Origin of the sequence: Pseudomonas sp. Z3-8 (assembly GCF_051131975.1) — a bacterium.
In the GTDB taxonomy this organism is placed as follows: domain Bacteria; phylum Pseudomonadota; class Gammaproteobacteria; order Pseudomonadales; family Pseudomonadaceae; genus Aquipseudomonas.
In genome coordinates this window covers 4,916,523-4,932,780 of sequence record NZ_CP071643.1, presented here as the reverse complement: position 1 = coordinate 4,932,780, position 16,258 = coordinate 4,916,523, and the positions used below count along the sequence as shown (strand labels likewise).

11 protein-coding genes are annotated in these 16,258 nt (G+C 60.4%); 2 read left to right on the top strand and 9 right to left on the bottom strand.

All coding sequences use genetic code 11. The annotated features are described in order from the left end of the window. Positions 1 to 112 precede the first annotated feature (112 nt). The 9 genes from J3P94_RS22590 to yaaA all read right to left on the bottom strand — a co-directional run bounded on the left by J3P94_RS22590 (position 113) and on the right by yaaA (position 13,027). On the bottom strand, positions 113 to 1,237 hold the full coding sequence (locus J3P94_RS22590; protein ID WP_434574278.1) for a mannuronate-specific alginate lyase: 1,125 nt from the start codon (positions 1,235 to 1,237) through the stop codon (positions 113 to 115). Between the two features lie 23 nt (positions 1,238 to 1,260). Then, entirely contained in the window at positions 1,261 to 2,712 is a 1,452-nt protein-coding gene (locus tag J3P94_RS22585; RefSeq protein ID WP_434569719.1) for an alginate O-acetyltransferase, read from the bottom strand. A 12-nt stretch (positions 2,713 to 2,724) separates the two neighbouring features. Continuing rightward, entirely contained in the window at positions 2,725 to 4,317 is a 1,593-nt protein-coding gene (gene algG / locus J3P94_RS22580; RefSeq protein ID WP_434569718.1) for a mannuronan 5-epimerase AlgG, read from the bottom strand. 26 nt (positions 4,318 to 4,343) lie between these two features. Next, positions 4,344 to 5,828 carry an alginate export family protein gene (locus tag J3P94_RS22575; RefSeq protein WP_305501346.1) on the bottom strand — a complete coding sequence of 495 codons (1,485 nt, stop codon included), beginning with the start codon at positions 5,826 to 5,828 and terminating at the stop codon, positions 4,344 to 4,346. A 5-nt stretch (positions 5,829 to 5,833) separates the two neighbouring features. After that, the gene (gene algK / locus J3P94_RS22570) at positions 5,834 to 7,318 is read right to left on the bottom strand and encodes an alginate biosynthesis TPR repeat lipoprotein AlgK (RefSeq protein ID WP_434569717.1); all 1,485 of its coding nucleotides are present in this window, start codon (positions 7,316 to 7,318) and stop codon (positions 5,834 to 5,836) included. Between the two features lie 15 nt (positions 7,319 to 7,333). Further along, complete coding sequence (locus tag J3P94_RS22565; protein ID WP_305496605.1) at positions 7,334 to 8,503, bottom strand: alginate biosynthesis protein Alg44; 1,170 nt, start codon at positions 8,501 to 8,503, stop codon at positions 7,334 to 7,336. A 35-nt stretch (positions 8,504 to 8,538) separates the two neighbouring features. Then, entirely contained in the window at positions 8,539 to 10,020 is a 1,482-nt protein-coding gene (gene alg8, locus J3P94_RS22560; protein ID WP_370870998.1) for a mannuronan synthase, read from the bottom strand. A 100-nt stretch (positions 10,021 to 10,120) separates the two neighbouring features. Next, the gene (locus tag J3P94_RS22555; RefSeq protein ID WP_305496603.1) at positions 10,121 to 11,437 is read right to left on the bottom strand and encodes a nucleotide sugar dehydrogenase; all 1,317 of its coding nucleotides are present in this window, start codon (positions 11,435 to 11,437) and stop codon (positions 10,121 to 10,123) included. 810 nt (positions 11,438 to 12,247) lie between these two features. Then, complete coding sequence (yaaA, locus tag J3P94_RS22550) at positions 12,248 to 13,027, bottom strand: peroxide stress protein YaaA (RefSeq protein ID WP_434569716.1); 780 nt, start codon at positions 13,025 to 13,027, stop codon at positions 12,248 to 12,250. 301 nt (positions 13,028 to 13,328) lie between these two features. Here yaaA and J3P94_RS22545 point away from each other — a divergent pair, with 301 nt between their 5' ends. Beyond that, a complete protein-coding gene (locus tag J3P94_RS22545; protein ID WP_434569715.1) occupies positions 13,329 to 14,453 on the top strand; it encodes a polysaccharide deacetylase family protein in 1,125 nt (374 codons plus the stop codon). A gap of 340 nt (positions 14,454 to 14,793) precedes the next feature. Then, entirely contained in the window at positions 14,794 to 16,188 is a 1,395-nt protein-coding gene (locus J3P94_RS22540) for a PhoH family protein (RefSeq protein ID WP_030139644.1), read from the top strand. Positions 16,189 to 16,258 lie beyond the last annotated feature (70 nt).

The following is a 16,258-nucleotide window of genomic DNA, read 5'->3' as shown; positions in this document are numbered from 1 at the left end:
GCGAGCTTGCTCGCGATGACGGTGTATCAGTCGACATCAAGGCGAATGTCAGACCGCTATCGCGAGCAAGCTCGCTCCCACAGGGTTCCCCTGCCAGGCAGAGAGAAAGGTGTCAGCTTCCTTTTTCGCCTTTCTCCCGCGAAGGGTCATACACCCGGGTCAGGTCGCCGCCGAGCCGGAAGGTCTTGAACGGTTGCATTTCATGCTTGCGTTCCAGCACGTCCTCGGAGCAGGTGTAGAGGCTGCAGAACGGTTCGAGCCAGGCGAATTTCGAATCGATCTTCAGATCCTTCATGTCCTGCTCGTCGCCGTTCTTCTCTTCGAAGATGTCCGGGTCTTCCACCCCGGCCAGCACCCGGTCGCCCAGTCGCTTGAGGGCGCCATTGTTTTCCTGGCGCAGGTCCACGCCGTTGACCTGGGCAAAACTGGCGATCATCGCCAGCGGCGGCAGGGCATAGTTGTGGTAGGACAGGGCGCGTTGCTTGCGCTTGAGCTCGTTGGGCAAGAAGCCTTCGGCGTCTACCTGGTTGACGCCGACCTTGTATTCCTTGACGGCCCAGTCGAACAGGTCACGACGGTTGGTCGCCACGGCGGTCGCCATCACTGACCAGGCGGCCCAGTACGAGTGGTTGTTGGTCTTGTCCAGCGGCAGGTTGTCCCAGTCGCTGACGACCTGGTCGGCCATCTTGCTGAACCAGCTCTCGATCAGTTGCGCCTGTTCCTGGTGGTTCGCCAGCGGGCGCGACTCGGAGAACTTCAGGCGCACATAGGCCGAAGCCATGCTGCCCAGCGCCCATTTGCGCATGGACTTGCCGGTGTGGTTGAAGTCCTTGGACATCAACGCATCGGCCTTGGCCCAGGCGGTCAGCCAGTTCAGGGTGCATTCCAGCTGCTCGGGGCGGCCGTCGCGCATGAACTGCATGACCTGCTTGCTGATGCCGCGCTCGATCTTGGTGATGTCGGCAGTGCTGTCGCGGAAGGCTTTTTCCGATTGCACGTTCAGCGTGGCGCGAGCCTTGTCGGAGCCCTCGTACTTGCTGCGAAACTGCAGCGAGCCGGTGTAAGGCGTCGGCACGGCTTCGCAGCCCTGGCCGCCGGAGCCTTCCTTGACCTTTTCAATCGGTGCGAAGTAGCCCTGCGGCGGGCGCAGTGGAGCCGCGGCCTGCGTGGCCCCGGCGAACATCGCCAGGGTCAGCAGCGATGGCGCCAACAGCGTTTTCAACGTTCGGGTGCGCATGGTTCTGGTCATGAGACGAGACCTCATTGTCCGATTTGAGCCGTTTGTTGCTCGGCTTGCGGAGATGCATTGCGTTTGCAGACTTTCGCTTCCACTTGCAGTGGCTCTTTACCGGCTTCAGGACCCTGGACCTCTAGAGCCAGGAGGTTCTGCGAGGCCCAGTCTTCGTCGGTGCGCAGTTGGAAGGCGAAACGCCCGTCGGTTTCGGAGGTGTTCGGTTTTTCGATCTTGATGTCCTCGTGGCGCCCATTCATGTACCAGAGGGTGGCTTGCAAGGTTTTCACCGAGGTGTCGGCGAAGCGGATGTCGATCTGGTGACTGCCGTTACGCAGGTCCATATTCTTGCTGTTGACCATCAATTCGTTCTTGCCCGGCTTGAGCTTGGCCTTGCTGCTCATCAGCGCCGGCTTGCCTTCGCAACCGTTGTTGTCCAGCAACGCCATCATCTGGCGGTAGATGGTTTCCTGGTCCAGGCGATACAGCGGCGAGAATTCCCAGATGAGAATCTTTGGCGGATTCTTCTGGAACTCTTCGCTGCCCAGGTACTGGATCATCGCGCCCTCGAAACCGCCGCCCGGGAAGGCCACGTTGAGAATGTCGGCGCCGATGGCTTCTTGCAGGAAACCGGCGAAGTTGTAGTTCTTGCCGCTGTGGCTGGTGCCCACGAGGGTGATCTGCGGATTGCCGGAATCACCGAACAGGTCGCCGTCGCCAGCCTCGCCCTTGGGCTCGGTGGTGAACTGGTCCATGTACTGGATCGCGTAGCTGGTGCCGCAGAGTTGCCCGGCCATGTTGTGCAGGGTGCCGGTCTTGCCCATGCGGCCAGACTTCTTGGTCTCGAATTCCTGCTTGGGAATGTCAGCGAAAGCCGGGATCTGCTTGACCTTCTCGGCCACGATCTTCGCCGTGCGCTGGGCGCCGTACGGGGTCCAGTGCTGGTCGCCACGGAAGTAGAAGTCGTGGGCCGGCAGGGTTTCGGGCAGGTTTTCGTTGGTCAGTGGCGACAGGTCCGGCACCACGTAACCCATCTGCGCGAAACGGCCGAGCATGGTTTTATAGTTGGCCAAGGCCTTTTCATAGTCGAAGGATGCCTTTTCCTGCGGGTTGAGCTTGTTGCGGTTCACCAGGCCACGGGTCGGCTGGTAGACGATTACCAGCTCGACGCCTTTTTTCTTGAACGCATCGTGCAGTTGCTGCATGCGCTTGTAACCGGCCGGTGTGGTATTGAACTCGGTACGCAGGTCTTCCTGGGTACGGAACAGCCAGTCGCCCTGGGCCTGCACCAGCGTGGTGAAGTTCTGCTGGTAGCGCGTGGTGTAGTTCTTCGCGTCATGGGCAGCCGGGCACAGGTTGCAGCAGGGTTCGGCGGTAAAGGTCGGTGCTTTGGCTTCATCGGCGCGCGCGCCGCTTGCGGCGGCGAGAATGCCGGCAGTCAGGGCGGACAGGCCCAGAAGTTTGATCATCTGTGGGTTCATAAAGGTCATTCCTCAGTCCCGCATTTCGGTCTGGCGTTCGACAGGGTCGATCAGCACGGCTTTTTGCTGGCGCACCAGCAGGTCGAGGATTTCGTCCTGGCGTTCGCCCAGGATCCCCGTGAAGCTGATGCCGCTGGATTTGGTCGGCGCAAGCATGGACACGCGGTACAGCTCGACGCTCAACGGCGAGTCGATGGACAGCGGGCCGCTGCCATTGCCGGCCAGTTCACCGCCGACCACGATCAGCGACACTTCGGTATCGAACGGGTCGAGCTTGATGTCCCGGTCGGTGTCGGAGAGGTCCTTGATGTGGCCGTAGAGGCCGGTCAAGCCGTTGGCCATGGACAGGTTTTCGTACAGGCGGATGTTCACGCTGTTACGAATCCGGATGCCGTGGCGCTGGTTGCTGATCACCTTGTTGCCCCACAACAGGTTGTCACCACTCTCATAAAGCGTGATGCCGTCGGTGTGGTTCTTGTAGATCTCGTTGTAGGCGATCACGTTGTTCACGCTGTTACGGTCGATCACCAGGCCCGAGAGTTTGTTGTCGTAGCTGCGGTTGTTGAAAATGAAGCTGTCGTTGACCTCACGGGAAATAATGATCCCGTGCTTTTTCTTGGTCCCATAGACGGTGTTGTCGGCAATGATCAGCCGATGGGAACGGTCGTGGGGGTCGATGCCGTAGACGATGTTGTCTTTGTAGGTGTTGCTCTTGACCACGAAGTCGTTGGTTTCGTAGCAGTAGAAGCCGTACCACATGTCCGAGAACTCGGAACCGATGATCCAACCGGTCGGTTCCTTGCGTTTGAGGACCTTGGCCATGTTCGGCGTGTACTGGGAAATACTGACGCCGTACGACTTACTGTTGGCGTAGCCGAAGCTGGCCATCTTGGTGTTGACGATGTAGGTCTCGGTGCCGCCCCAGGACAGCAGGAACGGCCGGAACTCGTTGGCCGAACGGAACGTCGCGGGGCCGTTGTCCTTTTCACGCCAGCCGGTGACCTTGGTGTCGCGGATGAACATCCGGCCATCGTTGACCAGGAACGAGCCACCCTCTTGGGACAGGCGCAGTTCCTGGGTCTGCTTGTCGATCTCCAGGATGCCTTTTTCGCCCACGACAATCGGAATCCGCGCCAGGAAGACGCCTGGCGAAGTTTCCTTGAGGTACTGCTTGGGCACCTTCTTGACCAGATCCTTGAGGTTCATGTAGCCGTCGTCGATGAAGATGGCCTGCGGGATGCCGTGCTGGCGCACCACCCACTCGGCCATCTTGTTGTCGCCGCCGATGAAGTCCTTCAAGGCGTTTTCCTGCATCATCCGCCGCACGCTGACCTTGCCGGGCTTGCTGCGCACGATCTTGGCCGCGACCGCTTCGGCGGTGTAGCCGGAGAGGTCGGGCAGGGTCGGTGCGGCCAGTTCCAGCGGTGCGGTTGGCGCGCTGCTGACGGTGTAGGTCTTGGCTTGCTGCAGTTCCTTGACCACGTTGCCCGGCTTGACCACCGGTTCAACGTTGGCGAACGCCGACGAGCCGGCCAGCAGCATGGCTGCGGCCAACAGGCTGATCGAACCTTTCATCGCCTGGCTGTTCCTGAGGTAGTGGTTCATATCGGGCACTCCCATGGCCGTTCGCATCAGAAGCGCCAGATCACGTCGACAAAGGCGCGATGCATGTACGAATCGACCTCTTTGCCGTAGGCGTCGCCTGGCTTGAACACGCCGCCACGAAAGCGCACCAGCGCCGACGGCTCATCAATCGATTGACTCAGCGCAGCCGGCAGCAGGCCTTGCTTGAAGTACTTGGTGACGACCAGGTCGACTTCCTGGCCCAGGTCCTTGTTGCCGTCGCGCAGCGGCAGGGACGAGGTGGACAGGATCGCGCCGGTCACGTCATCGGTGTTGTTTTCCACGGCGTTGATGCCGTTGCTGCCCACTGCCTTGTTGCCGTCCACGCGCCAGAACTTGTGGTACACCAGGCTGGCGTCGTATTCGTCACGCAGCTGCCAGGAACCGAACAGGCTGGCGCTCTGGGTGTTGGCCATCTCGCCACGGAACGCCTCGCCGAAACGATGCACGCGCGAGCGGGTGCCGGTGAAGTTCGAGCGGTTGCTTTGCAGGCCGTTCTGTTCGTAGTCCTCGCTGGCGCGGGCATAGGCCGCACCAACTTGCCATTGCGGGTCGAGGCGCAGGCGGATACCCAGGTCGGTGGCCCAGCCGTCGACGTCGTCGCTGCGCTTGAGCTGCGCGGGGCGGGTGCCGTCGGCGTTGAGCGGGTTGACGGTGTCGCGGTCGCCGGTCATGCCGGTGACGCTTGCCCAGTAGTTGACGGTATTGGTGTTGCGCCAGTTGTAGGCGTCGCTGTTGGCTTCCAGGCCGAGCCAGGTCAGATCACCGTTCTGGGTCTTGTCCAGAGTGTCGGTGGCCTGGCCCGGGACCGGGTAGTCGAGGCTGCCGCTGTCATGGCTGTGGTGGGCACGGATCCCGGCCCATTGGCCTGGCATCCACTGATAGCCGACGTCACCGTAGACATGCATACGGTCCTTGTCCTGGGGCGACAGCTCCTTGAGGTCGGTGCGGTATTCGCTGAACCGCTCGGCGACGCCCAGGTTGGCGCGCAGCAGCGTGGTGTCGAAGGTCCAGTTCAGGGCTTCGATGTTGGTGTCGCGCCATTGCCCGTCGTCATTGCGCAGGCGTTGGCGGCCGAACTTCAACTGCTCGCCCGGATAAGGGGTCAGGCCCCGGTAGCCAATCCAGAATTCGCGCATGGCCAGGTAGCTTTTCTTGGCCTCGCGGTCGCCGCTGTCGGTTTGCTGGGTCGCGTCGTCCGACTGTTGCAGGGTGTCGGTCTCGATGATGTCGGTGGACGTCACGGCCTGGGCCATGGCATAGGCACTCCACGCACCGCTTTCGCCGTAGACCCAAGGGCGCAGGTCGAGGCCGATGCCGTTGACGTCGCCACCACGCTGGGTGCCGAGGTCGCGGTCATCTTCGGACTGGCCGGTGATCTTCACTTCCAGGCCGAAATTCTTGCTATCGGTCAGGGCCGCCAGGGTCGGGCAGGACCACAGCAGGGCAAACGACAGGCCAATACCAGCCTGTACAAAAGGATTGAGCTTCAAAAGCTTCATAGAGGTTCCTCGCCGTCATCTTCTTTTAGGGCTTGCAGTTCCAGCGTATCGGGGCTCATGGCGCCGCGAATGGCCTGCTCTTGTTGTAGCAGGCGTTGCGCTTGTGCAAGTTGTTCCGGCGGTAATTGTTCTTCGAGGGTCTGGGCAAGCTCGATGGCTTGCGGGGTGTTTTGCGCCTTGGCCAACTGGCTGAACACATAAGCGTTGACCGGGTTGGGCTTGGTGCCCTTGCCTTGGGAAAACAGCTGGGCAATGGCGTAGTCGGCGCTGTTCTGGCCGTTGCGGGCGGCCTTGAGCAGGTGATCCAGGGCCTTTTGCGAGTACACCTGGCCCAGGTAGCCGCGACGGTAGATCTGGCCGAGGTAGTAATCGGCGGCCACTTCACGGCCCACGGCTTTCTGGAAATGCGCCTCGGCGACCTTGGCGTCGGCGGGTACCCACTTGCCTTCGTAGTACAGCTTGCCCAGCAACAGCTCGGCGCGCGGCTGGTCGGCGGCGCGGCCGTTTTCCAGGTACTGCATCATCTTGTCGACGTCGCCCAACTCAGGGAAATCGTAGAGCAGCTGCGCCAGGCTGACCCAGGAAGCGGGGTTGCCGGGCGCGATGCCTTCGAGCAGCGACTGAGCGGTTTTCTCGTCGGTCTTGCCCAGGCTGGAATCGGCCAGGACACGCGCGACACTGTCCACGCGCTGGGCGGAGACGACGCCACGGGCGTGACCGGCCTGCATCTGCTTGATCAGCTCGGCCTGCTGTTCCGGCTGGCCGCGTTTCTGATAGACCGTGGCCAGTTCGACGTAGCAGATGTCGGTGGTCGCCAAGGCGGCCTTGCAGACTCTTTCCACTTCGTCCAGATGCTGGTCGTACGTACCCTGGGTGCGATAGAGGAGGATCTGCGCCAGGCCCGCTTCCGGATAACCGGCGCTGCGCCATTGGCTGATCTGTTGCTGCGCGTTGACGTTCGGGAAGCTGTGGGGATATTGCAGGTACAGCATCGCCAGTGGGATCAGCGTATTGCCTTCACCGTTGGCAAAGGCTTTTTTCAACAGGCCTTCGGCTTCGTGCTTTTCAGCTTCGGTGGAACCGGGCTTGGCCACCAGCAGGCGACCCAGGCGAGCCTGGGCGCGCGGCGAGATGTCGGCGGCGGCGCGGTAGGTCGCCTCGGCCTTTCTCATCTGCTCGGGGTCGCGGCTGTCTACCTGGATATCGGCCAGGCCCACCTGGGCCTCGCTGTAGCCCAGGTCTGCCAGTTGCTGATAGTTCTGCTGCGCCAACGCCGTGTCGCCGCGCTTGAGGGCTTCGTTGGCCAGGCGCTGGTCGGGCAGGCCGGCGCAACCGGCCAGGCTCACGGCCAGTGCCAAGGCGCAGAGGGTCCCCACTTGGAAACGGGCTTGCGGCGCATCATCCTGACCGCGTTGATCCTTTCGCGAGCTGGCTCGCTCCCACAAGCTCTGTGGGGTGTTAAGGATTTTTATAATGGTCACGGGCATTTCCTCGACTTAAAGACCGACGGCCATGGCTTTGTCGATCAGCCAGTTCAAGTTCGGGCCACGGTCGCTGACGACTTCTACCGGACGACCGGCCAGCGCGCTGTCCAGGGCTTCGTCAGGCTGGATCAGCACACGGATATCGGAAGACAGGTCGGCGCTTTTCAGGCTGGTGCTGCTGACGATCTTGCCGGTGCGGGTGGCGTCTTCGCCGGCTACCTGGAAGCTGACCGGGGTGCCTGGACGCACGTCGCCGAACTGGCGATAGGAGAAACGCGCCTCGACGTTGGCTTCGGCGCCGCGAGGAACCAGTTGGAAGATCACGTCACCCTTGCTGGCGTACTGGCCGTTGGAAACCAGTTGCTGGGCCACGATGCAATCGCATGGCGAGGTCAGGGTGCCGGTCATTTGCTTGCCGAACAGTTCCTCGACCTTGGCTGGCTGCAGCTGGTTGTCGTCCAGGTGACCCTTGAGCACGTCGAGCATGCTGGTGCTGAAGGTCGCCAGCGGGGCGCCTTTGGCGGCCAGGCCGTCGGCCTTGACCAGGCTTTGCACGGTGCCGTCGCGCGGCATGGTGATGGCCATGCCCGGTACGTTGACGATGCCGGCCTGGGCGTGGCTGACGAAGTACATGCCGTACACCGACTTGAAGATGAAACCGAATGCCGCCAGGCCGACAATGAAGATGCCCAGGCTGAAGGTCACGGCGCGCAGGCGACCGAAGGCGCTCATGCCACCGTTTTCATCTTTCTGCTTGCGAGCCTTGGTGAAGTTGTCGCGTTGCAGGGTCGCCAGCACATCACCGACGCCGACGATGTCGCCGGCCAGGTGCGAGGTGATGATATGGCGCAGTGTCGAGATGTCCCGCGGCTCCAGGTTCTGGAACTGGCAACCGGCGCGGCCGGTCTGGCGGTCGTAGGAACGGATCTGCAATTCGACGTCCATGGCCAGGCCGAGGTTGTCGATCACGAACTGCAGGCGCGCCTTGTAGGTCTCGCCAACCTTGAGCGGCAGTTGGCCGGCGTTGAAGCACAACCCACCGGCGGACAGGTCGAGGACCTTGACTTCCATCGGCGTACGGTCGGGGCCGAAGAAGCGCAACTTGGCCGGGATTTTGACCCGGGCGTGTTGGCGTTGGGCTTCGGATTCATGCACTACGTTGACATTCACGGCGGTGTTCATAGGGGCGATTTCCTAGTTAATTCATTCAAGTCCGGTCAGACCATCGTCAGCAGCACGGCGACAAAGATGCTGCCGGCGGAGAAGGTCATGGTCCGAGACGACCAAGTGTTGAACCAACGTTGAAAGCTGGCGAGATCACGGGTCAGGTGGGTGGGCTGGCGAGTCCAGGATTGTTGATCGAGGCGGAAGAACACGTAGATCTTCACCAGCGCGCCGACGATCTGGTTGTAATAGAGAATCGCCGGGTAGGCCGGGCCGATCCGGTGTCCGGAGCACGACAGCAGCAGGGTCAGGAGCAACCGCGTGATGCCGATCCACAGCAGGTACACCAGGATGAACGCGGTGCCGTACTTGACACTGGCGATGATCGCCACGGTCAGGCCCAGCAGCGAGGTCCACATCGACACGCGCTGATCGAACAGCACTACCGAGGTGAACAGGCCCAGACGTTTCATGCCCAGGCCCAATGCCCGGGAGTTCTGCCGCAGGTTGTTCCCGTACCAGCGGAACATCAGTTTGCGGCTCGCCTTGATGAAGCTTTTTTCCGGCGGGTGCTCAACCGTGTTGATGGCGGCGTCCGGCACGTAGAACGTGTCGTAGCCCAGGCGCATCAGGCTGAACCAGCTCGACTTGTCATCGCCGGTGAGGAATTTGAAGCGGCCCAGGCGCCAGTGTTGCAGCGAGTCGCTTTCGACGTCGGCGATGAAGTCCGGGTTGGTCACCACGGTGGCGCGGAACACCGACATTCGCCCGGTCATGGTCAACACGCGCTTGGACAGGGCCATGGAGCACATGTTGATGTGACGCTGGGCGAAACGCAGCTTGTGCCACTCGCTCATGATGTAGCCGCCGCGCACTTCGCAGAACTCGTTGGTGGTCAGGCCGCCGACGTTGCCGAACAGCTGGAACCACGGCACGGTCTTGCGCACGACGCCTTCGGCCAGGACGGTATCGCCGTCGATCACGGCCACGACGGCGCGGTCGTCCGGCAGGTGACGGGAGATGGCACGGAAACCGAAGGCCAGGCCGTCACGCTTGCCGGTACCGGGAATGCGCACGAAGTCCAGCTTGACGTGCTCTGGCGGGTTCATGCGGGCCCAGAGGCTCTTGACCAGCAGTTCGTCGGACATTTCCACGATGGAGCAGACCACGGTGGTCGGCAGCCCGCAGTCGATGGCTTCGCGGATGACCGAGCTGTAAACCTGGGCGGTGGTCAGCGCATCGATGCGGAAGCTGGTGACCATCAGGTAGACGTGGGACGGATCCGCCGCCTTGCCCAGCTTGCGCACTTTGCGGCGCAGGTGTGGGTAGACGATGTACAGGAAAATCATGCCGCGCACGAAATGCGTCGCGCCCATGGAATAACGCCAGATGCCCACGGCGCCGATCAGGAAGATGAAATCCTTCGATTCGGAGTCGAACGTGGACGTGGGCAGCGCCGTGGCGATGCCCATCAATAAACTCAAGTAAAACAGCCAACCGGCGGCCTGAAGCAGGCCGTGCTTTAGCCTGTGCATAATCTGCATCCGTCTCTATCTCGGGCGGGCCTTGTGGGCGGCCCGATGGGTTAAGGCAGGCGAAAGGCCGGCCGAGGCATGCCCCGGCCGGCTAACAGACTTACCAGCAGATGCCTTCGGTCCGGCCACTCGGGGAGGTGGCCTTGGACATGAAGCCAACCAGGTCGATGACCTGCTTGCCTTCCGGTACGTTCTCGGTCAGCGCGCGGAACTTCTCGTCGCGGTTACCAAGGATGATGATGTCGGAGTTGTCGATCACCGCGTCGAAGTCGGAATTGAGCAAGGACGAGACGTGAGGAATCTTCGACTCGATGTAATCCTTGTTCGCACCGTGGACGCGTGCGTATTCGACGTTGCTGTCGTAGATCTTCAGGTCGAAACCCTTGCCGATCAGCATTTCCGCCAGTTCCACCAGTGGGCTTTCACGCAGGTCGTCGGTGCCGGCCTTGAAGCTCAGGCCCAGCAGGGCGACTTTGCGCTTGTCGTGGCTGGAGACGATGTCGAAGGCGTTCTGCACCTGGGATTCGTTGCTGCGCATCAGCGAGTTGAGCAGCGGCGCTTCCACGTCCAGCGAGCCTGCACGGTAGGTCAGGGCGCGCACGTCTTTTGGCAGGCACGAGCCGCCGAAAGCGAAGCCTGGACGCATGTAGTACTGGGACAGGTTCAGGACCTTGTCCTGGCAGACTACGTCCATCACTTCACGACCATCGACGCCGACGGCCTTGGCGATGTTGCCGATCTCGTTGGCGAAGGTCACCTTGGTGGCGTGCCAGACGTTGCAGGTGTACTTGATCATCTCGGCGACGGCGATGTCCTTGCGGATGACCGGTGCGTCGAGTTCTTCGTACAGCGATTGCAGGACGTCGCCCGAGGCTTTGTCGAACTCGCCGATGACGGTCATTGGCGGCTGGTCGTAGTCCTTGATCGCGGTGCTTTCACGCAGGAACTCAGGGTTGACCGCGACGCCGAAATCGACGCCGGCTTTCTTGCCGGAGCAATCTTCGAGGATCGGGATGACCACATTGGCCACGGTGCCCGGCAGTACGGTACTGCGAACCACGATGGTGTGACGGGTGGTCTTGTCACGCAGGACAAAACCGATCTCGCGGCACACGGCTTCGATGTAGTTCAGTTCCAGGTCGCCGTTCTTTTTGCTCGGTGTACCGACGCAAATCATCGACAGGTCAGTATCACGAATAGCTTCGGCGAAGTTGGTAGTACCGCGCAGGCGACCTGTTTGAATGCCTTGCGCCAATAGCTCGCCCAGGCCCGGTTCAACGATCGGCGATTTACCGGCGTTGATCATGTCGATCTTGTCTTTGGCGACATCTACGCCAACTACATCATGGCCCCGTGCAGACAGGCAACCGGCACATACTGCACCGACGTAACCCAAACCAAATATGCTAATGCGCATCGCATTTACCTCTGTTTTCACGCCATCAAATGGCCGGAGTTAATAAGTGTTCAGCGGTCATCGCGCACTCGGAAGTGTGGAATGCAGGCGCCACAGTGCCGTGTGCAGGCATACTAAGTTCCGAGTGTCTAAATAAATGCACTCAAGTTGTGCGCAAAGCGGCCTAGTTGTTATGACCTGCCCTGTTATGCAGCCAGTCCTCGTTGGCGGGACGTTCGTGCAACGGTCGTTCACTTTCCGATTTCTGGCAAAAAGCCCACAAAATCAGAAGCTTGTGTGCTCGGGTGAGCACGTTATAGGGGCGCAGCCTTGGCCTTGTAGGGGATACAAATGGTGCTTTATCTCCCGTCCTTTTAAGGGTGGATCCAATTAGACGACCGTTTCGCTAAGTTGTCGTGACAACTCGGTTACTTCGGACGACGTGCCACGTAAGTTATCTCGTACACGCTCGGCGAGAATCGTTACGGGTGGTATGAGCCGTGCAATTTCACATAGTTCCGATCCGCTCATCGCCATTTTCGAAATTTTTCGAAATATCTGCCTAGATGGCACTGCTCTCAAATTGATAGCACGCGCGCTTTTGGCCTTTAGTTTCGGGGAGTTGGCGGGGGTAGATAGTTTTGTGCCACTACTGATGAAAAATTTCCGTGCCACTACGGAAAAATCTGACATTTGTCGAGTGAAAGAAAAGTTAGAGCAGGGGGTGTTTGTTTTGTTGACGCCAAGAAAGTGTCAAGTGCGGTGGGGAAGTGGGATGACATATAGCGGGATGATCGAGGCCCCTTATCGGGGCCCGAAACAGGTATTGCGTTATTGCGGGGCGTGGTCGCGCAAAAAGACCAACTTGTTCGGGGAGGATTGTTCGGGGTTGTAACGATAGCCCTGTACATCGAAGTGTCTGAGTTGCACGGGATCGTTGATGCGCTGCTCGATGACAAACCGGCTCATCAAGCCCCGGGCTTTCTTGGCGTAGAAACTGATGATCTTGTATTGGCCGTTCTTCAGATCCTTGAACTCGGCATCAATGACGCGGGCTTTCAGTGCGCTACGCTTGACCGCCGAGAAATATTCATTGGAAGCCAGGTTCAACAGTACGTCGTCGCCCTGATCGGCCAAGGCTTCGTTCAGCCATTCGCTGATGCGGGTGCCCCAAAATGCATAAAGGTCCTTGCCCCGGGCATTGGCCAGCTTTGTGCCCATCTCCAGGCGATAAGGTTGCATCAAGTCCAGCGGACGCAGCAGACCGTAGAGGCCGGAGAGCATGCGCAGGTGCTGTTGGGCGTAGTCGAAATCGGCTTCACCGAGGCTTTGCGCGTCGAGGCCGGTGTACACATCGCCCTTGAACGCCAGCAACGCCTGTTTGGCATTGGCCGGGGTAAACGCCGGGTTCCAGCTGCCGAATCGCGCGGCATTGAGGCCGCCGATCTTGTCGGAGACGTGCATCAACTCGCTGATCTGCGCCGGCGAGAATTCGCGCAATTGTTCAATCAGCTCTTGGGAGTGATCCAGGTACTGCGGCTGGGTAAAACGCTCGGTGGCCGGCGGTGTTTCGTAATCGAGGGTCTTGGCGGGGGAAATCACCATCAGCATGCAAACGTCTCCTTTAAGGGTGCGGCGATTCTAGGGGGTTGTCCGGGTGGACTCCAGCTATTGAGGTGATAGGGGATGGGTGGTGGGCGGATTGATTGCAGAGAAGCCCTTGTGGCGAGGGAGCTTGCTCCCGCTCGGTTGCGCAGCGACCGTAAGATCTGGGGCCGCTGCGCCCGAAGCGTCGGACCGACCCAGCGGGAGCAAGCTCCCTCGCCACAGAAGCTCCCTCGCCAGTTTGCCAATGGGTACTGCCTCTCGATCAGCTATCATCCCGCGCGGGTTTCGTTATGGAGCATCCCTTTTGCGTATCGTCCTTTTACTGTCGGCCTGGTTGTTGAGCCTCGGCGCTTTCGCTGCGCCCAACGACGTCGCTACCCTGGACCGCAGCACCTGGCCTGAACAGCTCACCAGCCCGACGCTGTTCGATGTGGCTTCGCGGGCCGAGGTCCTGATGTTCGCCCGGGTATTGCTGGATGCCGATGCCATGGACGAAATAGCCCTCAAGCAATACCTGGGGCTGCGCTCGGTCAATATGGCCGCGGTGAACGCCTTGCGCGCAAGGCTATGGCAGCGCCTGCTTTCGAGCTACAACTTCGCCCAGCGCAGTTGCACGCTGGATGCCTCCTTCTGCTACCTCGTCGAGGACATGGCGACCCTGCGCGAAGAAGCGGCCCGGTTCCGGCTCGACGACAATTCCTATTACATCAAGTGGGCCGAGCCGAGCCGGATCTTTCATACGCAGTACCGCGACGAGCTGCTGCGCAAGGCTGCTCTGTTTCCCCAGGTCAGCAGCGAAGTAGAGCGTTTCGGCGATTACGAGCGCAACGGTGAGCAGATGAATGATCGACTGTTCTTGCTGACCTTCGACAGCGCTGCCAACGTCGCGCCGGACCACACGCCATGGCTGACCGAGTACCTGCGCAAGTCGAACATGAACGGCACGTTTTTTGTGCTGGGCAAGGACATCCAGGCGCGCCTGACAGACGGCTCGGCAAATGATCTCCAGACTCTGTTTGCTGGGCAATGCGTCGGGGTGCAGGGCTGGGAGTTCCGCTCCCACAGCCATTGGCAGGACTGGCAGGACTCGGTACGGCGCAGCGTTGACCTCGTCAAGGGCCGGCTGCCGGAGAATTACGTGCCCTTGTTCCGTCCGCCACAGGGCCAGCGTCGAGGCGATGCCCAGGCATTTTTCAGGAACCAGGGCCTGCAAGTGGCGCTATGGGATATCGATCCCCAGGACAGCACCAACCGCCTCAAGCCCGAGCAGAGTGCCCAGCGCGCGCTGACGCTGATGCTGTTGTGGCGCCACGGGGTCATCAACTTCAACGCCAAGCAGGACGCGGTGAAAACGGCGCTGCCCTGGCTCGTTACGCAAACGGCGCAAAGCGGGATCGGCTGGGAGGAGTGTCAGGACGCGTTTCGCTGAAAAAAAGGCAAAAGTCCCGTAAACATTGGGCGGGGCGGGAATCGGGTCGCGCATTCAGGGCGACCGGACTTCCGACTTTAACGGCGTCGGGGCAGTACGCCAAGGGTTATTCGTCACTCTGAAAAATAAACTTCAAAAAAGCGTCAAAGTGCTTTTTCCTGTCATCGTTTTTGGAGTATCAAGAAGTCAGACCGCCGAAACCTGCAACACAGGTGGCGTCTTCCAAGACCCAGATTGTGTGCAGTTCACCCGAAATCCTCGCGGGTGAATTCGGTGGCTACCTCGAGGCGCAGCACTGTCACGGTATTGCGTCGAATGGCCCCCACAAAGGTGACCGAGTATGGATGACCACGGACGTAGCCCTTCCTCCAACCAGCCAATCCTGTATGTACTCGATACCAACGTATTGATCCACGATCCAAACGCGCTGCTGAATTTCGAAGAACACCATGTTGCCCTGCCGATGACCGTCCTTGAAGAGCTGGACAAGCTCAAGAGTGGCCATCACAGCGTAGCGGCCGAATGTCGACAGGCGATCCGCCTGATCGACAAGACCCTGGGCGATGCCTCTCCAGAAGACGTTGAACTGGGGGTGCCGATCCAGCGCGGCAAGAGCGGTCCCAAGGGCCTACTCTCGATCCTGATGAGCAAACGCACCGAACCCAACCTGGTGCTGCCTGAACACCTGAACGACAACATCATCATCAACCAGTTGATCGACCTGCACGCGCGCAACAAGGATCAAGCCGTGGTGCTGGTGACCAAAGACATCAACATGCGCCTCAAGGCCCGCGCCTGCGGGATCGCGGCGGAGGACTACAGCACCGACCAACTGGTCGACGACGTATCGCTGTTGCCTAACGGCTACCACACCATGACCGGCTCCTTCTGGGACCGCGTGAGCAAGGTCGAGACCCGCCAGGACCATGGGCGCACCTGGCACCAGGTGCAACTGATCGACAACCTGCCGGCGGTGCACATCAACGAATTCATTATCGATGAACAAGGATTCGTCGGCTGGATCAAGGAAATCCAGGTCGACAAGCTGCTGATCCTCGACCTGCACCAGGAACCCCTGCTGCATCAGGAGGCGTGGGGCCTCAAGCCTCGCGACATCTACCAGAGCCTGGCGCTGTTCGCCTTGCTCGACCCGGACATCCACCTGGTCAACCTGTCCGGCGCCGCCGGTTCCGGCAAGACCATCCTGGCCCTCGCCGCCGCCATCGAACAGACCATGGTCAGCAAGCGCTACCGGCGCATCATCGCCACTCGCAGCGTGCAGGGCCTGGACCAGGAAATCGGCTTCCTGCCCGGTACCGAAGCGGAAAAAATGGAGCCGTGGCTGGGTGCAATTACCGACAACCTCGAAGCCTTGCACATGGATGACGAGAGCACCCATGGCAGCGTCGACTACATCCTCAGCAAAGTGCCGTTGCAGTTCAAATCCCTCAACTACATCCGAGGCCGCAGCTTCCAGCAGAGCCTGATCCTGATCGACGAATGCCAGAACCTGACCCCACACCAGATGAAAACCATCATCACCCGTGCCGGCGCCGGTTCCAAAGTGGTGTGCCTGGGTAACCTGGCGCAGATCGACACCCCTTACCTGTCCGCGACCAGCTCCGGGCTGACCTACCTGACCGAACGCTTCAAGGACTTCCCCAACGGCGTCCACATCACCCTGCAGGGCGTACCGCGCTCGATCCTGGCCGAATACGCCGAATCTCATCTGTAACCCCAGCGAACCGGGCGGCTATCAAGGTCGCCCGGTTTTTTATGACTGGACGAAAACCCTGTGGGAGCGA